Origin of the sequence: Modestobacter sp. VKM Ac-2984, from assembly GCF_026967985.1 — a bacterium.
Lineage (GTDB): Bacteria > Actinomycetota > Actinomycetes > Mycobacteriales > Geodermatophilaceae > Modestobacter.
The window spans coordinates 166,629-184,311 of sequence record NZ_JAPVBJ010000011.1; the positions used below are offsets into that span (position 1 = coordinate 166,629).

17 protein-coding genes are annotated in these 17,683 nt (G+C 74.4%); 8 read left to right on the forward strand and 9 right to left on the reverse strand.

Going from position 1 to position 17,683, the window contains the following annotated elements:
• Positions 1-58 precede the first annotated feature (58 nt).
• Positions 59-439: a hypothetical protein gene (locus O2W16_RS20350; RefSeq protein ID WP_269160655.1), complete on the forward strand. Its 381-nt coding sequence runs from the start codon at positions 59-61 to the stop codon at positions 437-439.
• Positions 440-515: 76 nt separating this feature from the next.
• Here the strand turns inward: O2W16_RS20350 and O2W16_RS20355 are convergent, their stop codons facing one another.
• The 3 genes from O2W16_RS20355 to O2W16_RS20365 all read right to left on the reverse strand — a co-directional run bounded on the left by O2W16_RS20355 (position 516) and on the right by O2W16_RS20365 (position 2,852).
• Positions 516-1,121 carry a DUF6518 family protein gene (locus O2W16_RS20355; protein ID WP_269160656.1) on the reverse strand — a complete coding sequence of 202 codons (606 nt, stop codon included), beginning with the start codon at positions 1,119-1,121 and terminating at the stop codon, positions 516-518.
• A gap of 271 nt (positions 1,122-1,392) precedes the next feature.
• Complete coding sequence (locus O2W16_RS20360; RefSeq protein ID WP_269160657.1) at positions 1,393-2,130, reverse strand: hypothetical protein; 738 nt, start codon at positions 2,128-2,130, stop codon at positions 1,393-1,395.
• Entirely contained in the window at positions 2,127-2,852 is a 726-nt protein-coding gene (locus O2W16_RS20365; protein WP_269160658.1) for an ABC transporter ATP-binding protein, read from the reverse strand. Before O2W16_RS20365 ends, O2W16_RS20360 begins: the two co-directional genes overlap by 4 nt.
• A gap of 130 nt (positions 2,853-2,982) precedes the next feature.
• On the opposite strand from O2W16_RS20365, the gene O2W16_RS20370 reads away from it, so the two are divergent.
• Positions 2,983-4,149, forward strand: coding sequence for a sensor histidine kinase (locus O2W16_RS20370; RefSeq protein WP_269160659.1), 1,167 nt, complete (start codon positions 2,983-2,985; stop codon positions 4,147-4,149).
• Entirely contained in the window at positions 4,146-4,796 is a 651-nt protein-coding gene (locus tag O2W16_RS20375; protein ID WP_269160660.1) for a response regulator transcription factor, read from the forward strand. Before O2W16_RS20370 ends, O2W16_RS20375 begins: the two co-directional genes overlap by 4 nt.
• A gap of 46 nt (positions 4,797-4,842) precedes the next feature.
• Here the strand turns inward: O2W16_RS20375 and O2W16_RS20380 are convergent, their stop codons facing one another.
• Together O2W16_RS20380 and O2W16_RS20385 are read right to left on the reverse strand one after the other, a co-directional pair.
• Complete coding sequence (locus O2W16_RS20380) at positions 4,843-6,027, reverse strand: serine hydrolase domain-containing protein (RefSeq protein WP_269160661.1); 1,185 nt, start codon at positions 6,025-6,027, stop codon at positions 4,843-4,845.
• A gap of 123 nt (positions 6,028-6,150) precedes the next feature.
• Positions 6,151-6,654, reverse strand: a complete 504-nt coding sequence (locus tag O2W16_RS20385) for a hypothetical protein (protein ID WP_269160662.1) — start codon at positions 6,652-6,654, stop codon at positions 6,151-6,153.
• A 124-nt stretch (positions 6,655-6,778) separates the two neighbouring features.
• Here O2W16_RS20385 and O2W16_RS20390 point away from each other — a divergent pair, with 124 nt between their 5' ends.
• Positions 6,779-7,780: an aldo/keto reductase family protein gene (locus O2W16_RS20390; protein ID WP_269160663.1), complete on the forward strand. Its 1,002-nt coding sequence runs from the start codon at positions 6,779-6,781 to the stop codon at positions 7,778-7,780.
• Positions 7,781-7,825: 45 nt separating this feature from the next.
• Here O2W16_RS20390 and ggh read toward each other — a convergent pair whose 3' ends face one another.
• On the reverse strand, positions 7,826-9,382 hold the full coding sequence (gene ggh, locus O2W16_RS20395) for a glucosylglycerate hydrolase (protein ID WP_269160664.1): 1,557 nt from the start codon (positions 9,380-9,382) through the stop codon (positions 7,826-7,828).
• A 260-nt stretch (positions 9,383-9,642) separates the two neighbouring features.
• Between ggh and O2W16_RS20400 the strand changes: the two genes are divergently transcribed.
• Positions 9,643-10,944 (forward strand): EAL domain-containing protein, encoded by a 1,302-nt coding sequence (locus tag O2W16_RS20400; RefSeq protein WP_269160665.1) that lies wholly within the window; start codon positions 9,643-9,645, stop codon positions 10,942-10,944.
• Positions 10,941-11,120, forward strand: coding sequence for a DUF1059 domain-containing protein (locus O2W16_RS20405; protein ID WP_269160666.1), 180 nt, complete (start codon positions 10,941-10,943; stop codon positions 11,118-11,120). Before O2W16_RS20400 ends, O2W16_RS20405 begins: the two co-directional genes overlap by 4 nt.
• Positions 11,121-11,154: 34 nt before the next feature.
• On the opposite strand, the gene O2W16_RS20410 is transcribed toward O2W16_RS20405, so the two are convergent.
• Together O2W16_RS20410 and O2W16_RS20415 are read right to left on the reverse strand one after the other, a co-directional pair.
• A complete protein-coding gene (locus O2W16_RS20410) occupies positions 11,155-12,207 on the reverse strand; it encodes a potassium channel family protein (RefSeq protein ID WP_269160667.1) in 1,053 nt (350 codons plus the stop codon).
• 72 nt (positions 12,208-12,279) lie between these two features.
• Positions 12,280-12,822 carry a MarR family winged helix-turn-helix transcriptional regulator gene (locus O2W16_RS20415; protein ID WP_269160668.1) on the reverse strand — a complete coding sequence of 181 codons (543 nt, stop codon included), beginning with the start codon at positions 12,820-12,822 and terminating at the stop codon, positions 12,280-12,282.
• A gap of 64 nt (positions 12,823-12,886) precedes the next feature.
• Here O2W16_RS20415 and O2W16_RS20420 point away from each other — a divergent pair, with 64 nt between their 5' ends.
• Entirely contained in the window at positions 12,887-15,004 is a 2,118-nt protein-coding gene (locus O2W16_RS20420; protein ID WP_269160669.1) for an MMPL family transporter, read from the forward strand.
• On the opposite strand, the gene O2W16_RS20425 is transcribed toward O2W16_RS20420, so the two are convergent.
• Positions 14,934-16,727 carry a class I adenylate-forming enzyme family protein gene (locus tag O2W16_RS20425; RefSeq protein WP_269160670.1) on the reverse strand — a complete coding sequence of 598 codons (1,794 nt, stop codon included), beginning with the start codon at positions 16,725-16,727 and terminating at the stop codon, positions 14,934-14,936. The two genes, O2W16_RS20420 and O2W16_RS20425, sit on opposite strands and share 71 nt — an antisense overlap.
• Positions 16,728-16,820: 93 nt before the next feature.
• On the opposite strand from O2W16_RS20425, the gene O2W16_RS20430 reads away from it, so the two are divergent.
• Positions 16,821-17,675, forward strand: coding sequence for a patatin-like phospholipase family protein (locus O2W16_RS20430; protein ID WP_269160671.1), 855 nt, complete (start codon positions 16,821-16,823; stop codon positions 17,673-17,675).
• Positions 17,676-17,683 lie beyond the last annotated feature (8 nt).

The window sequence follows — 17,683 nt, forward strand, 5'->3', positions numbered from 1 at the left end:
CGCCATCGACGCCCAGATCAACCGTCACCGGCGCCTCGTGCGCCAGCAAGGAGCAGTCGTGCCCGGGACGCCGTTCTCGTTCCGCCCCATCCACCACGTGCAGCTGGCCATCCCCCGGGGCGGCGAGGAGCCCTGTCGTGGCTTCTGGAACGGCGTCCTGGGGATGCAGGAACTGGAGAAGCCGCCGGTGCTTGCGGCTCGGGTTGGGTGCTGGTTCCGGAGTGGAGTGATCGAGGTCCACCTGGGCGTCGAGGATCCGTTCAGCCCAGCGCGCAAGGCGCACCCCGGGCTGCTCGTCGACGGCCTGCACGCGCTCGCGCGACAGCTCGAGGCCGCCGGGCACCCGGTCACCTGGGACGACGACTTCCCGGGCCATGACCGCTTCTACGCTGCCGATCCCTTCGGCAACCGGCTCGAGTTCCTCGAACCGACCAGCTGACGAGCAACGGTGGAGCTGCGCGCGAGACGTGCGTGCCGCCGCATCGAGACATGTGGGTATGTGCGTCGGGCACGGCTCAGGCGATGAGTCGCAGCAGCGCCTGCCCGGCGGCACCCAGCGGGAAGACCAGCAGCAGCCAGACCATGGCGGTGCCGATGCCTCGACCAGGTGCTCGAGCCGCTCGTGCCGCCGGTGCAGTGGCTCCCAGCGCCACGACGAGCAGAGCCCCGAGGGTGCAGAAGACGACGGCGTCACCGGTGTAGTGCAGGTAGACGCCATAGCCGACGGCGCCTTCGGAGAGGAACACCCCGCCCATGAGCGCCGCGCTCAGCCCGGTCCAGCGCAGCGACCGCACCCGACGCCAGCACCACCCCGCCGCGCCGAACACCGGACCGCCGACCACGCCGGTGGCCACCCACAGCATGACCATGGTCGGGTTCACGCCGAAGTCGCGCACCATGGAGACGAGGTAGTAGCCGCCGACCTCGCCGAAGCAGACGAGGGCCCCAGCTGCGGCTGCGACCCATGGCCGCTTGGTCAGCGCGCCGATGGCGAAAGCGGGGGCCACCCAAGGGCTGACTGCGTTGGCGAGCCCGGAGAAGGGCCAGGGCAGGACCGTCTGCAGGCCGGACGTCGCCGCTCCCCATGCCAGGCCGATCAGCACGGCGAAGCCGAGCGCCACCGGGGCACCCAGCCCAGATCGCTGCTCCTCCCGGGGCGCGAGGTGGGGACCGCCGCCGTCGACACCGCCATCCCGGTCATGGGCCACGTCGAGAGGGCGGTCAGAGGCGGCCTGCGGAGCCTCCGATGAGGCGGCGGATGCGGGAACGGGACTGCTCACCGGCGAATCCTGGCAGGCAGCAGGTCACCGCGGATCAGCCCACGGAGGGACATCGGCGAGCACACCTCCTCCCCAGGTCGGACCGCTGGACCGACGTCACCGAGCAGCACACCTAGGCGTCCCGGCGGCGCAGCACCCACCAAGCACCCAGCACCGCCGCCGCGGCCCACAGGGCCAGCACGACGAGCCCGGTGACCGGGCCGAAGGCGTCGATCGGGCGGGGGTGCAGCCGGACGGCGACCTGGCCGGCGCGGTCGGGGAGCCAGACCGCGAGGTGCTGCAGCACCGGCACCAGCTCGAGCAGCGGCGACACCAGGAAGAAGAACGGGACCAGCAGCCCGAGGGCGCCGGTCTGGTCGCGCATCACCATGGCCACGCCCATGCAGACCACGGCCAGCAGCGCCGGGTACAGCGCCGCCGCCACGGTCGGCCGGGCCAGCTTAGACAGGCTGAGCCCCGCCGGTCCGAGCAGGGCCTGGGTGACCACCGCGCTGACCAGCGCGGTGACGGTGGCGGTGGCCAGCACCAGCGCGGCACCCACGGCGACCTTGCTCGCCAGGAACACCCCGCGCCGGGGGACGGCGACCAGCGCGTCGTGCACCGTCTGCCGGCCGTACTCCCCGGCGGTGAGCAGCACCGCGACCACGATGACGGCCACGTGCCCGAAGTTCAGGCCGTAGAAGGCGAGCAGGCCGGCGTCGTAGTCGGGCTCGGCGGCCTGGAGGTCACCGATCGCACCGACGACGGCGGCGCTGATGCCGGTGACCGCGACGGCGAAGCCGGCCAGGCACACCCAGGTCGACCGCAGGGTGGTCGCCTTGACCCACTCGGCGTGCAGGGCGGCGATCACGTGTCGGCTCCGGTGGTCAGGGCCAGGAAGGCGTCCTCCAGCGACCGGTGGTCGGTCCCCGGCGCGGAGTGCTCGGCGAGGAAGTCGGGCAGCGGGGTGTCGGCCAGCAACCGGCCGCGGCTGATCACGAGCAGGTGGTCGGCGGTCTGCTCGACCTCGCTCATCAGGTGGCTGGAGACCACGACCGTGCGGCCCTCGGCAGCCAGCCGCCGCAGCGACGTGCGCAGCCACCGGATGCCCTCGGCGTCCAGCCCGTTGACCGGTTCGTCCAGCAGCAGCACCGCAGGGTCCCCCAGGAGGGCGGCGGCCAGGCCCAGCCGCTGTCGCATGCCCAGGGAGAACCCGCGCACCCGCCGGTCGGCGACGGCGGTCAGGTCGACGGTGTCGAGGACCTCGTCGATCCGGCGTCCGGGGAGGCGGTTGCTCGCGGCGAGCCACCGCAGGTGTGCCCGGGCCGTCCGGCCGGGGTGCGGTGCGCTGCTGTCCAGCAGCGAGCCCACGGTCCGCAGCGGGTCGCGCAGCTGGGCGTAGGGGGAGCCGCCGATGCGGGCCGTGCCGGCGGTCGGCCGGTCCAGACCGAGCAGCATCCGCAGCGTGGTCGACTTCCCGGCCCCGTTGGACCCCAGGAACGCGGTGACCACGCCCGGTGCCACGTCGAACGTCAGCCCGGTCACCGCGGTGACCGCCCCGTACCGCTTGGTCAGTCCACGGACCTCGATCACGTCGCGCTCCCGTCGTCCGGCATGCACCCACGCTCGCCGACCGGACGCCCCCGCGCCTCCATCGCGCGATCACGTCGACTCCCTCTCCAGCGGGACGCCGTGGCGACCCGGGAGACGGGATCATGGCCGCGTGCACAGCGTGCTGCGGCCGGCGACCAGCAGGACGACGTGGACGCGCGTCCTGCACCTGGCGGTCGGACTGTGGTTCGCGGTCGCCTGCGCGATGGTCTGGCCGGGGCTGGAGGACACCTCGCCAGGCACGCTCGCCGGGCTCGCGCTGGCCCCGGTGCCGCTGCTGGTGCTGCTGGCCGGCGTCCCGGTGGTGCGGCGCAGCGAGGGCGTCCAGGTGCGTGCCCTGGTGCTGCCCGGCGACGACGACGTCACGGTCGACTCCTCGCGGAGCTGGTCGGATCGGGCGCGGCTGCTGGCCTGGCTGGTCGTGCGGGTCGAGCTCGGCGTGCTGGCCGGCCAGCTGACGGCGGTCACCGTGGCCACGGTGCTGGACCTGTCGTCCGGACGGGGCACCGCGGGTGGCGGGCCGGGCTGGGTCCGGCTGCTGCTCGCGCTGCTGCTGGTCGTCGCACTGGTGTACGCACTCGCCGCACTGGGCGAGCTGCTCGCGGCCGCGGCCCGGCACCTGCTGCACCCCTCGGCGGCCGAGCGGCTGGCCGCGCAACGGGCCCGCACCGAGCGGCTGCGGGAACGCACCCGGCTGGCCGCCGAGCTGCACGACTCGATCGGGCACGCGCTGACGGTCACGCTGCTGCAGGCCGGTGCCGCGCGGGAGGTCGCCGGCCGAGACCCGGCGTTCGTCGACGGTGCGCTGCGCGCCATCGAGGACTCCGCCCGGCAGGCCACCGCCGACCTGGACCGGGTCCTCGGCCTGCTGCGCGACACGTCGCGCCCGCCCGTGGCGGCGCCCACGCTGGCCGACCTCGACCGGCTGGTGCACTCGGCGGAGGCCGCTGGGGCCCAAGTCGACCTGCACGTCGCCGGTCAGCTGGCCGACCTGCCGGGGCAGCTCTCCGAGGAGGGCTACCGGATCGTGCAGGAGGCGCTCACCAACGCCCTGCGGCACGCCGGTCCGGTGCCGGTGCGGCTGCGGGTCGAGGTGGACGGCGGGGGACTGGTCGTCGACGTCCGCAACCCCACCCCGGTGGCGCTGCCCGCCGCGGCCGGTACCGGCAGTGGGGTGCCCGGCCTGCAGCACCGTGCCGCCGCGCTCGGCGGCACGGTGGAGGCCGGTCGCGTCGACGACGGCTGGCGGGTCGCCGTCCGGCTGCCGGTGCCCGGATGACCGTCCGGGTGCTGCTGGTCGACGACGAGGAGTTGGTGCGCAGCGGTCTGCGCACGATCCTCGACGCGCAGCCGGACATCGAGGTGGTCGGCGAGGTCGCGGACGGGGCGGTGGTCGTGCCGGCGGTGGTGCGGCTGTGCCCGGACGTCGTCGTCCTGGACATCCGGATGCCGCTGGTCGACGGCATCGAGGCGACCCGCACGCTGCGGCGCCACCATCCCCGTGTGCCGCGCGTGCTGGTGCTGACCACCTTCGCCGACGACGACAACGTCTACGCGGCCCTGCACGCCGGAGCCGACGGGTTCCTCCCGAAACGGGCGCGGCCGGCCGAGATCGTGGACGCCGTGCGGATCGTCGCCCGGGGCGAGAGCCTGCTGTTCCCGGCCGCGATCCGGTCCCTCGCTGCGCGGCACGCGGGCGGGGGCACGGCCCGAGGCGCGGCGCGGGTGGCGTTGACCGATCGAGAGGCGGAGGTGCTGCGGCTGATGGCGCACGGGCTGAACAACGGTGAGATCGCCACCGAGCTGTTCCTCGGCCTGCAGACCGTCAAGACGCACGTCAGCAGCCTGCTGCGCAAGCTCGGCGCCCGGGACCGCACCCAGGCCGTGATCGCTGCCTACGAGTCGGGTCTGGTGCCGCTTCGCTGAGAGTCGGACCCCGGCTGCGCACGACGGAGCAGCCGGGGGTCGTCGTTCACTCGTAGAGGGCGACGTCCACGACGTCCTCGACGTGCACGATCTGCTCCACCGCGGTCGGCAGCGCGGTGACCGCGACCATGACGCCGCGCCCGTCCTCGGTGACCGCACCGCGGGTCTCGTAGCCGGGGATGTCGCCGCCGTGGGTCCAGGCGGTGCCGCCGCAACTGAGCGTGAACGTCTGCAACCCCAGGCCGTAGGCCTCGTCGCCGCTGGCGGCCGAGCCCGGCGCCGGCACCGTGGACTGCATCTCGGCGAGCATCGCCGGGCCGAGCAGCTCGCCGTCGACCAGGGCGGTGAAGAAGTCCAGCAGGTCGCCGGGGCTGGCGACCAGCTGGCCGGCGGCCCAGCCGAAGGCGGGGTCCTGCACGGTGACGTCGGCGTACTCGGCCTCCGGCTCGGAGGCGTAGTAGCCGTGAGGGTGGTCTCCGCGGAGTTCCTGCTCGCCCTCGTGCGGCCAGTAGGTGTCGTCCAGGTCGAGCGGCTCGACGATCCGGGTGGTGATCTCCGCGCCGATCGGCCGGCCGGTGACCTCCTGGACGAGCAGCCCGGCCAGCACGTAGTTGGTGTTGCTGTACTCCCAGCCGGTGTCAGGGGCGAAGGAGGCCGGCCGGGCCAGCGCGATGTCGAGCAGCTGATGGGGCTCGACGTATCGGTGCTGCACCGCGAGGTAGTCGGCCACCACGACGTCGTCGTAGTCGGGGAGCCCGCTGGTGTGCTGCAGCAGGTGGCGCACGGTGATGGCGTTGCCGTCACCGCCCGGTCCGCGGATCAGCCCGGGGAAGTAGGTCTCGATCGGGGCGTCCAGGTCGACCAGCCCCTCCTCGGCCAGCTGCAGGACGACGGTGGCGACGAAGGTCTTGGTGTTGCTGGCGATCCGCACCTCGCCGTCGACCGGCACCGGTTCGCCGGTGGTCAGGTCGCCGACCCCGGCGGTGAGGTGGTGCACCCGGCCGCCCGTTCCGCGGACGGCAGCGAGCGCGCCGGGGAAGCCGTCGTCGGCGACGAGCGCGTCCAGCTCGTCCTGCAGGGCGTGCACCGGCCGGGCGGCATCGGCCGCTGCGTCGTCAGGGCTCAGCAGGCCGGTGGCGCCGGCGGTGGTCACCGTGGCGGCGGCGACCAGCAGCGTGGCCCACGTACGGCGGGGGATGGGGGAGCGGTTCGGGTCGGGGGCGGCGGACACGGGGACTCCTCGGGGCAGGTCGATCGTGCGGACCTCCCGAGCCTGTCCAGGGAGGCCGCGCCGATCGATCCCGCCCAGGGGTCACCTGAGGTGGCGCAGGCTGCACCCAGGCGTGGTGGCTCCTCAGCCCTCGATCGAGGCGCAGGCCACCCAGGCGGCGTCGTCGGCCAGGACCTCGTCGTCCAGCGGCAGCACGATGAGCGAGGTGCCGTCCTCGTCGGCCAGCAGGTCCAGGTCGAACTCCCCGGCCAGGGTGCTCAGCTGGCCGACCTCCTGCGTGGTCACCGGCAGGGCCGGGAGGTCGGCCACCGGGGCGCCGTCGATCGCGTCCTCGGTGCAGCCGCCCTCGCTGACCAGCAGCATCGGGTGGTCGCCCGGGGTGAGTCCGCTGGCGTCCACCTCGATCTCCGTCCCGGTGGTGGTGCTGCTGAAGGTGGCGGTGCCCAGCACGCTGCCCTCGGGGTCGACCAGCTCGCCGGTCAGGTCGACCAGCACCTCGGGCTCCTCGGTCACCGCCCCGTCGTTCAATGCCTCGAAGGAGCCTCCGACGCCGTCCTCGTCGTCTCCGCAGGCGGTGAGCACGAGGGCGGCGGTGGCGGTGGCGGCGAAGAGCATCGTCCGCTTCACAGGGAACTCCTTCAGGTCGTGGGCGTGGTCCGGGAAGGGACTGCCCCCGTTCCCCGCGTCCCACTCCCGTCGGTCGCCGACTCGATGCCGAGCCGTGACCTGGGTCAGCGGGTAGGAACGACACATGGAGTTCCGACACCTGGGCCGCAGCGGCCTGAAGATCAGCGAGATCACCTACGGCAATTGGATCACCCACGGCGGGCAGGTGGAGACCGAGGCGGCGAACGCCTGCGTCCGCGCCGCCCTGGACGCCGGCATCACCACCTTCGACACCGCCGACGTCTACGCCGGTGGCCGGGCCGAGGAGGTGCTGGGCAAGGCGCTGGCCGGTGAGCGGCGCAGCGGGATCGAGCTGTTCAGCAAGGTCTACTGGCCGGTCGGGCCCGGCGCGAACGACCGTGGGCTGTCCCGCAAGCACGTGCTCGAGGGGATCGACGCCTCGCTGCGCCGGCTGGGCACCGACTACCTCGACCTCTACCAGGCCCACCGCTACGACTACGCGACGCCGCTGGAGGAGACGATGCTCGCCTTCGCCGACGTCGTGCGCAGCGGGAAGGCGCTCTACATCGGCGTCTCGGAGTGGCGGGCCGAGGAGATCCGGGCGGCCAAGGAGCTCGCCGACGAGCTCAAGGTCCCGCTGGTGTCCAACCAGCCGCAGTACTCGGCGCTCCACCGGGTGCCCGAGGCGGAGGTCATCCCGGTCTCCCGTGAGCTGGGCATCAGCCAGGTCGTGTTCTCCCCGATCGCGCAGGGCGTGCTCACCGGCAAGTACCTGCCGGGCCAGCCGGTCCCGGCCGGTTCGCGCGCGACCGACGAGAAGGGCGGCGGGGCGAACATGATCGCCCGCTGGATGAAGGACGACGTCCTGGAGCGGGTGCAGGAGCTCAAGCCCATCGCCGACGACCTGGGGCTGACGATGGCCACGCTCGCGGTGGCCTGGGTGCTGCAGGAGGAGAACGTCGCGGCGGCGATCATCGGGGCCAGCCGGCCGGAGCAGGTCACCGACAACGTCAAGGCCTCCGGGGTCCGGCTCGACGACGACGTCAAGAAGCGGATCGACGAGGTGCTCGCCCCGGTGGCGCTGACCGACCCGGCGCTGACCAAGAGCCCCGACCCGCGGCCGTGAGACCCGGCCGGGCGGGCTCGCCGGAGCCCGCCCGGCCCGGCGCGGTCAGGACGGCCGCTGCTGGGGCTGCGGGGTGGTGGCCGGGCCGCGGCCGTGCGGCGGACGGTGCCCGGCGACGTGCCCGGTGTGCGGGACCGCCGAGGGCTGGTGGGCATCGCGCGGGGCGTCCCGGTGCGCGTCCCGCTGGGCGGGGGTGATCCGGGGCAGCTCACTGGTGAGCCAGCGGACCGGACGCCGCTGGGCCGGACGCCGGGCGGCGAGGAAGTCCAGCGCGATCGCCGCCGTCCACGACTGGTCGCGGCTGCCGAGCGTCTCCCCGGTCACCGGCTGGTAGTACTCGGCGAAGTCGCAGTCGATCAGCTGGGACAGCCCGGCCAACCGCAGCTGGTTGGCCGCCTCCGGCTCACCGGAGCGGTTCAGCGCCCAGGCCATCAGCCAGTTGAGCACCGGCCACTGCGGCCCGCGCCAGTAGGTCTGCTCCCGGAACGCCGGGGAGGCCGGGGAGACCGAGGGCATGACCGGCCAGCGCAGCCGGGAGTGCCCGCACCACCGCGGCCCGAGCAGCAGGTCGCGCTGCCGGCGGGTGAGCGCCTCGTCGCCGCCGCACACCAGCGGGGCGAACCCGGCGGCGCTCTCCACGTCCAGCCACTGGCCGGTGCGCAGGTCCAGGTCGCGGGCCAGCCCGGTCCGCGGGTCGACCGAGCGCAGCACGCCGGTGCGGAACCGGCGGGCGATCGCCCGGGACTGCTCGACGCCTCCGGCCGTGCCCCCCCCGATCCCCAGCTCCTCGCCCATGTCGGCGAGCAGGTCGCTGGCGGCGGCCAGCAGGGCGGACACCAGCACGTCGCCCACGACGAAGTCACCGGTCGCCCGGTAGGCGGTGTCGTCGTAGCGGGTGCGGACCTTCTGCTCCAGCAGCCACAGGTAGCGGGCGTACTCGGCGTCGGTCGGCCGCTGCGACGGGTCGGCGACGTGGGCCAGGTCGGCGCGGACGAACGGCGGCATGTCCGGCTGCGGGTGCACGTTGGCGTAAGGCGAGTCCCAGCGCGGGGAGTCGTCCATCCCGGACTCCCAGCCGTGGTGGATCTCCACCAGCCCGTAGGAGTACGGGTCGCGGGCGGTCGCCAGGTAGGAGTGCCAGGCCAGCCACTGGTCGAAGGTCTCCCGCACGAACTCCTCGGCGAGCTCCTGGTCGGCGCCGCCCTTCCGGCGGGCGTCGTGCAGGATCCGGGACAGGGCGATCACGTGGATCGGCGGCTGGCAGATCCCCGACGTCAGCACCCCGGCCGGGCGGGCGGCGGCCACCTGGGTGCGCCAGCGCTCCGGACCGGGGAAGTAGTCGCTGGGCTCGTGGAACAGGATGTGCGGGATCATCCCGGTCGCCCACTGTCCCGACAGCAGGCTGCGCAGCTCGTTGAGGGCCCGGGGGACCGAGACCGTCGCGATGCCCAGCGCCACGAAGCCGGCGTCCCAGCTCCACATGTGCGGGTAGAGCGTGGGGGAGGCGACGGTGAAGGCGCCGCGGTCGTTCGCCCGCAGGACGTAGCCGGCGCGGCCGGACATCAGCCCGATCTCGACCGCGCTCGGTTGGGACACGGTCATCTGCTGGTCCGCTCCTCTCGCCGGTGCCCGGCCATCCTCACCCGGAACGCTCGGGGACGCCGGTCCTTCGGGGACATTTCACGCGAACGTCACGCCGCGGTCGTTGACCGCCACGCCAGCAGCTGCCTCGTGCCCCTCCGGGGTGAGCCGCTCCAGTGACCGCCTCCCCGTGCCGATCACGATCGGACAAGGTGGACGGCACGGCCGCGCGTCCAGGGAAAGGGCACAGCGGTCGGGGAACGGCAGGAGGTACGGACGAGGTGGCAGACGTGGTGGCCGGAGCCGGTCGAGCGGGCACGGTCGGCGACGAACGCGCAGCTCCCACCCCGGTCGGTGGCTGGGCCGCCGCGCTGGAGGCCGTGCTCGCCGACCCCGCTCAGCCGCGGCTGGTCTTCCAGCCGATCGTCGACCTGCGGCGCGGCGTGGTCGCCGGCTACGAGGCGCTGTCCCGGTTCGACGGGCCGGCCGGGTGCGGCCCGGACCGGTGGTTCGCCATGGCCGACGCGCTCGGGTTCGGCCCCCGGCTGGAGGCCCGGGTCGTCGCGGCCGCCCTCCGCGTCCGCGCCGACCTCCCCCCGCACCGCTTCCTCAGCGTCAACATCAGCCCGCACCTGCTCACCGAGCCCGAGATCGCCGACCTGCTGCTGACCGCCGACGACCTGTCCGGCCTGGTGCTCGAGCTCACCGAGCACGTCCCGGTGGAGGACACCGGCCCGCTGCTGCAGCTGCTGGACCGGCTGCGGGCGGTCGGTGCCGCGATCGCCCTGGACGACGCCGGCTCGGGCTACTCGGGGCTGCAGCAGCTCGCGCTGCTGCGGCCGGACTTCGTCAAGCTCGACCGCGCCCTCGTCGACCACGCCGACCGGGACGAGGCCAAGCTGGCCCTCGCCGAGCTGCTGGGCACCTACGCCGGCCGGCTGGACGCCTGGCTGCTGGTGGAGGGGATCGAGCGGCCCGAGGAGCTGGAGGCGTTCGTCCGGCTCGGGGTGCCGCTGGCCCAGGGGTACCTGCTGGCCGAACCGGGGCCCGGCTGGCCCGAGCTGCGCCCCGGGGTGGCCGAACGGCTGCAGGCGCTGGCCGCCCGCAGCGCCGCCGCCGACCAGGTGGCTGCGCTGGTCGAGGTCGTGCCCACGGTCCGCTCCGGTGATCCGGCCGGTGACCCCGCGGCGCTGACCGCCGCTGCTGAGCTGCTGGCCGCCGACCCGGGTCTCGACCTCGTGGTCGCCGTCGACGACCTGGGCTGCCCGGTCCACCTCATCCGTCCCGGCTCCCGGGACGACGAGCCGGGCACCGACGTCCAGCTCATGCCCGTCAGCCTGCGGGTGCGGCCGGCCGCGCAGCTGGTCGACGTGGTCACCCGGGCGATGACCCGCGTCGCGGCCCGTCGCTTCGACCCGGTGCTGTGCGTCGACGAGCTGGGCCGGCTGCTCGGGCTGGTCCGGGCGGAACGGATGACCCTGCGGCTGGCCGAGCTGTACGGCGGCGCCGCCGTCCCGGCCAACCTCCCCGTCCCCGGCCCGGCGCCCGCCGAGCCACTGCTCACCTCAGGAGCCCTTCGATGAAGGAGTTCGACTGCGCCGACGTCGTCCCCGGCTGCGGAGCCAGCTTCCGCGCCCCGACGTCCGCCGAGCTGATCGCCCACGGCCGGCTGCACGCCGCGCACACCCACGGCAAGGCCGAGCCGGACATGCCGGCGGTGGACGTCGCCGTCCGCGCGGCCATCCGCGGCGTCGGCTGAGGCGATCGGTCCCGCCAGCCTCTATCGGTCGCGCCTAGCCCTTCTCGGCCGACGCCCGGTGGGCCTTGACGACCACGAGCACGTCCTCGCTCTGCAGGGTGCCGATCAGCGGGTCGTCGAAGCGCAGCGTGCGCCCGCCGCGGGCCACCGACAGGACGACGTCCCGCAGCTGGCGCGGCCCCAGGCCGACCTCGGACTGGCTGACCGTGCGCTGCGCGAGGTCCAGCCCCCGTCCGCTGGTCAGCAGGTCCTCGACGACCGCGACCACGCCGGGCTGGTCGGTCGACAGGCCGAGCAGCCGCCCCGACGTGGCCGAGGAGGTGATCACCGAGTCGGCGCCGGACTGGCGCAGCAGGCTGGCGTTCTCCTCCTCGCGGACGCTGGCGGTGATCGGCACGGTCGGGTTGAGCTGCCGCACGGTCAGCGTGATCAGCACGGCCGCGTCGTCGCGGTCGGCCGCCACGACGACCGCCCGGGCCTTCTCCACCGACGTGCGGCGCAGCACCTCCATCCGACCGGCGTCACCCAGCACCCCGGTGAACCCGGCCGCGGTGGCTTCGTCGATGGCCCGGGGATCGGGGTCGACGACCAGGATGTGGTCGGCGTCGGTGCCCGTGCTGAGCAGGGCGCGGATGGCGCTGCGGCCCTTGGTGCCGTAGCCGCACACGATGACGTGCTGGCGCACGCGAGACCTCCAGCGTCGGATCCGGAACTCCTCCCGGGAGCGCGCGGTGAGCGCCTCCAGGGTCGTCCCGATGAGAACGATCAGGAACATGACGCGCAGCGGCGTGATCACGATGATGTTGACCAGCCGTGCGCCGGGGGTGACCGGGACGATGTCGCCGTAGCCGGTGGTGGAGAGGCTGACGGTGGCGTAGTAGGTGGCGTCCAGCAGGCTGATCTCGCCGCCCTGGTTGTCCGCGTAGCTGTCCCGGTGCAGGTAGACGATCAGCACCGTGGCGATCAGCACGGTGGCGGCGATGATCACCCGGCGCCAGACCTGCCGGGCCGGGGACTCCTCGGTGTGCGGCAGGTGGACGCCGGTGCGGTCCTCGTTCACGGTGCCCTGCTCCCTCTGCCCGTTCACCGGGCCGGCTGCTCGCACGTCACCGGCGGGACGATAGCCGCCGTGGCTGGGGACTGCGGCCCGGCGTGGCGCTCAGGTCGGGGTGTCGGCCGGTCCGGGGTTGGGCTGCGGCCCGCCGAGCCGGTCCGCGCCGGGCGGTGCCTGCACGGCGGTGAGCACCCGGTCCAGCAGGCCGTGCAGCGTCGCCGCCTCCGCCTCGGTCAGTCCCAGGACGGCGGGCCGGCCCAGGTCGGCCAGCACCGGACCGGCGGCCAGCAGCGCCTGGTGGCCGGCCTCGGTGATGTGCACCTGGGCCCGCTGGCCGCGGCGGACCGGGCCGGGCCGCTCGACCCAGCCGGCGTCGACCAGCCCGTGCAGCAGGGCGCTCATGCTCTGCGGCGTCAGCTGCAGCCGGCGGGCCAGCTCCGCGGAGGTGAGCGTGCGGGCGCGGGCCAGGTGGACCAGGACGACGAAGGTGTGCGGTCGTAGCCCGACGGTGGCCAGCTCCCGGGCGAAGAGGGCGTTGACCGCGGCGCCGGCCCGGGCGAGGGCGTAGGCGGGGATGCCGGCGGGGTCCTCGGCGAGCCAGGGCGGCAGCCCGGCGCCCGGGCCGTCGTCGTCCGCTGGATCCGCCACGGAGGACACCGTAGGTTGTCGGCAGAGCATCAGTCTCCTGATGCTTGGGGTCGAGGGGGATGAGATGGGTCGTCTGGCCGACTGGGTGCTCGGGCACCGCCGGATCGTGGTGCTCACCTGGCTGGCGCTGGCCGTCGTGGGCGGGCTGCTGGCGCCGACCACGATCGACCGGCTGGGGTTCGACTTCTCCACGCCCGGGCAGCCCGCGTACGAGGCGAACCAGACCATCGTCGAGCAGTTCGGCACCGGCGGGGGCGTCGACCCGCTGGCGGTCACCGTGGCGCTGCCCGAGGGCAGCAGCATCGCCGAGAACCGCGAGGAGCTGGCCGGCGTCGTCGACCGGCTGCGGCAGCCCGGCTGGCGGGTGGCCAGTCCACTCGACGAGGGTGCGGCGGCCGACGTGCTCGCCGCCGAGGGCACCGCGGTCGTGCTGGTCTGGCCGCCGGCGGTGGAGGGCCCGGCTCCCTACGCGGCCGCGCTGCCCCAGCTGGAGGGAGCGTTGCAGGGGGTCACCGTGGCCGGGGTCGAACCGGTCGTCACCGGCACCCCGCTGCTGGCCGAGGGGGGCGGTGAGGAGCGGCCGATCATCGTGGAGATCGCGCTCGGCGCCGGTGGGGCGATCGTCGTCCTGGCGCTGGTGTTCGGCTCGCTGCTGGCGCTGGTGCCGCTGCTGGTCGCCGCGGTGGCGATCACCACGACCTTCCTGCTGGTCCTCGCGCTGACCGCGGTCACCGACGTCAGCTTCATCGTGCAGTACCTGGTCGGGCTGATCGGGCTGGGCGTGGCGATCGACTACTCGCTGCTGGTCGTGATGCGCTGGCGGGAGGAGCGCGCCGCCGGCGCCGACGACCTGGCCGCCGTGCGCACCGCGATGACCACCGCCGGCCGTGCGGTCGTCTTCAGCGGGGTCACCGTGGCGATCTCACTGCTGTCCCTGGTGGTGCTGCCGCTGCCCTTCCTGCGCACGGTCGGCTTCGGTGGGCTCTTCATCCCGCTGGTCAGCGTGCTCGTCGCGCTCACCCTGCTGCCGGTCGTGCTCGCCTCCGCCGGGCGCCGGCTGGAGTGGCCGCGGCGGGAGGCACGCGGCTCGGAGAGCCGCGCCTGGCGCCGGATCGGGACGACGGTGGTGCGGCACCGCTGGGTCTCCGCCCTGCTGGCCACCGCGCTGCTGCTGCTGCTCGCCTCCCCGGTGCTGGGCATCCGGCTGGGCTCCCCGCAGGTCTCGGCGATCGCCACCGGCTCCTCCCCGGCGGCGACCGCCTTCCAGGAGCTCACCGGCGACGGCCTCCCGGCCGGGCTGGTCCGGCCCGTGGAGGTCCTCACCGAGGACCGCGCCGCGGCCGTCGAGCGGCTGTCGCAGGTCGAGGGCGTGGCCGGGGTGCTCGCGCCCGAGGGGGAGGCCTGGCAGGGCGGCGGGGCAGGGCTGGTGGACGTCGTCCTCGCCGACGACCCGTCGTCCACGGCCGGCCGCGAGGCGCTGACCGCCGTCCGGGCGGCCGCCGACGAGCTCCCCGGGGCCCAGGTCGGGGGCACCGCCGCCGGCGACGCCGACTCGGTCGAGGCGATCTACGGCAACGCCTGGTGGGTGCTGCCGCTGGTCGTCGTCATCACCTTCGCGTTGCTCGCCCCGGCGCTGCGCTCGATCTGGCTGCCGGTCAAGGCGCTGCTGCTCAACGTGGTGTCGATCGCGGCCGCGTACGGGATGACCGTGTGGATCTGGCAGGAGGGGAACCTCACCGACACCCTCTTCGGCGCCTCCGCCACCGGCACGCTCACCTTCTGGGTCCCGGTGGCCGCGTTCTCGTTCCTGTTCGGGCTGTCGATGGACTACGAGGTCTTCATCCTGTCCCGGATCCGGGAGGGCCGGGACGCCGGGATGAGCACCGACGAGGCGACCGTGCACGGCGTCGCGTACACCGGCCGGCTGGTCACCTCGGCGGCGCTGATCCTCTTCCTGGCCTTCGTCGCGCTCTCCACGGTGCCGGTCGTCGACGTGAAGATCTTCGCGACCACGCTGGCGCTGGGCATCCTGCTCGACGCCACCGTCGTCCGCGGGGTGCTCACGCCCGCACTGGTCGCGGTGCTCGGCGACGTCAACTGGTGGTGGCCGTTCAGCCGTTCCCGGCGGCGCCCGGCCCATGCCCGCCCGCGGCACGCTCACGCGCGCTCAACTCGCGCTTGAGCACCTTGCCGGCCGGCGACACCGGCAGCGCGTCGACGAAGACGACGTCCCGCAGCCGCTTGTACGGCGTCACCTGCTCGTTGACCACCGCCATCAGGCTCCCGGCGGTCAGCGCCGCACCGGCGTCGTCGGACCGGCGCACCACGTAGGCGACCGGCAGCTCGCCGGCCTCCGGGTCCGGCCGGCCGACCACCGCGGCGGCCGCGACCCCCGGGGTGCCGAACAGCAGCTCCTCCAGCTCGCGGGGGAAGACGTTGTAGCCCTTGTAGAGCAGCATGTCCTTGGTCCGGTCGACGATCGACAGGTAGCCGTCGGCGTCCAGCACCCCGACGTCGCCGGTGTGGAACCAGCCGTCGGGGTCGATCGACTCGGCCGTCGCATCCGGTCGCCCGGCGTAGCCGCGCATCACCTGGGGGCCGCGGAGGCAGACCTCCCCGCGCTCCCCGGCCGGCAGCGGGTCACCGCCGCCCAAGGGGCGGATGCTGACCTCGGTGTCCGGCAGCGGGACGCCGACCGTGCCGGGCTTGCGGATCCCCGAGCTGTGCGGCGGGTTGCCGGTCGCCATCATCGTGACCTCGGTCAGCCCGTACCCCTCGGCGATCACCACCCCGGGCACCAGGGCCGCCATCCGCTCGATCAGCGGCACCGGCAGGGGGGCCGCGCCGCTGGAGAAGCCGCGGACGCTGGAGAGGTCGGCCTCGGCGATGCCCGGCACCTGCAGCAGCGCGACGAACACCGGCGGCGCGCCGCCGATGCTGGTCACCCGGTACCGCACGGCGTCGGCCACGTAGAGCGCCGGGTCGAACCGGTCGTGCACCACGACGGTCGCGCCGCTCAGCACCTGCCCGTTGAGGTAGCCGATCACCCCCATCGCGTGGAACCAGGGCGTGAGGTTGATCAGGGTGGCGGTGCCCAGCCGGGTGGGGTGCTCGGCCGGGCTGCTGAACTGGTCGAGCGTGACGTCGCCGGCGGCGTCCAGGGCCGGCACCGAGCCGGTGGTGAAGCAGGCCGACTGCAGCACGTTGGTGACCACGGCCCGGTGCGGCAGCTCCACGCCCTTGCTGACCCCGGTGGTGCCACCGGTGTAGGCCAGGTGCGCCAGGTCGGTGACCGGGTCGAGGTCGGCGTCGCGGTGGGCGTCGGTCGGGTCGGCGGCCAGCAGGTCGCCGAGGGAGACGGCGCCGGGCAGGTCGGCGAGGTCGACGGCGGCGGTCGGGTCGCCGATCTGCTGCGGGCCGGTGACCACCACGGTCTCCACCCCGGTGTCGGGCAGCGCCAGCCGGACGACGGGCAGCACCGGCTCCCAGGTGACCAGCGCCCGGGCGCCGGCGTCGGCCAGTTGGTGCGCCAGCCCGGCCGGGGGCAGCAGCGGGTTGGTGGGGGAGAAGGTCGCCCCGGTCAGCAGCACGCCGTAGTAGACGGCCGGGTACTGCAGGCAGTTGGGCAGGTGCACGGCCACCACGTCACCCCGGCCGATGCCGCGGGCCGCGAGCCCGGCGGCCACCGCGTGGGCCCGGCGGCCCAGCTCGGTGAACGACAGCTCCACGTCGTGGTGGACGAAGGCCGTCCGGTCGCCCCACCGGCGCACCGCGGCCCGCAGCACCGAGCCGACCGGGAGGAGCGGGTAGTCCAGCGAGCGGGGGAGCCCGGGCGGCCAGGACGAGCGCTCCGGAGCCGGCTCGGTCGGTGCCGGGGTGGTGCTGGCGTCCTGCGTCGTGGTCATCCGTCGTCCTCACGTCAGCGGCGGTGCTGGGTCCCCAGGGTGGCGTACGTCACTCGCTGCGTCGAGGCCGGCGACGTGCGTCAGGATGGCCTGATGAGCTCGCAGCGCACGGCCCTGGTCCTCGGTGGCGGCGGCGTCACCGGCATCGCCTGGGAGATCGGGATCATCGCCGGGCTCGCCGAAGCCGGCGTCGACCTGACCTCCGCCGATCTCGTCGTCGGCACCTCGGCCGGTTCGGTGGTCGGCGCCCTGCTGACCACCGGGGCCGACGTCGAGTCGCTGCACGAACGGCAGCTGGCACCGGTCGGCCCGCACGAGAACGCGTCCCGGCTGGGCCGCGGCACGCTGGCCCGGTACGGGCTGGCCATGCTGCTGGCCCGCCGCGACGACGTCGCCTTCCGCCGCCGGATCGGCGCGCTGGCGCGCACCGCCGCCGACACCGGCCGGACGCCGTCGGAGGAGGAGCGCCGGGCCGCGATCGAGGGCCGGCTGGCCGGCGCGCAGTGGCCCGACCGGCCGCTGGTGGTCACCGCCATCGACACCGAGAGCGGCGACTTCACCCCCTTCACCCGCGACTCCGGGGTCGACCTGGTGACCGCGGTGGGCGCCAGCTGCGCCGTCCCCGGCGTCTTCCCGCCGGTGACCATCGGCGACCGGCGGTACATGGACGGCGGGATGCGCTCGGCGGCCAACGCCGACCTGGCCGCCGAGTACGAGCGGATCGTGGTGATCGCCCCGCTGCCGCGCGGCGCCGGCCCGATGGCCAGCGTCGACGCCCAGGTCACCGGCCTGGTCAGCCGGGTCGCCGTGGTCGCACCGGACGAGGCCAGCCGGGCCGCCATCGGCAAGAACGTGCTCGACCCCGCCGCCCGTGCCCCCTCGGCCCGGGCCGGGCGCACCCAGGCGGCGAGCGTCGCTGCACGGGTCGCCGACGTCTGGCAGGGCTGACTCCGTCG

Coding starts and splice junctions, on each gene's coding strand:
- O2W16_RS20390 (WP_269160663.1), top strand. CDS start 6,779: ATGGAGTTCCGACACCTGGGCCGCAGCGGCCTGAAGATCAGCGAGATC.
- O2W16_RS20405 (WP_269160666.1), top strand. CDS start 10,941: ATGAAGGAGTTCGACTGCGCCGACGTCGTCCCCGGCTGCGGAGCCAGC.
- O2W16_RS20430 (WP_269160671.1), top strand. CDS start 16,821: ATGAGCTCGCAGCGCACGGCCCTGGTCCTCGGTGGCGGCGGCGTCACC.
- O2W16_RS20425 (WP_269160670.1), bottom strand. CDS start 16,727: ATGACCACGACGCAGGACGCCAGCACCACCCCGGCACCGACCGAGCCG.
- ggh (WP_269160664.1), bottom strand. CDS start 9,382: ATGACCGTGTCCCAACCGAGCGCGGTCGAGATCGGGCTGATGTCCGGC.
- O2W16_RS20375 (WP_269160660.1), top strand. CDS start 4,146: ATGACCGTCCGGGTGCTGCTGGTCGACGACGAGGAGTTGGTGCGCAGC.
- O2W16_RS20420 (WP_269160669.1), top strand. CDS start 12,887: ATGGGTCGTCTGGCCGACTGGGTGCTCGGGCACCGCCGGATCGTGGTG.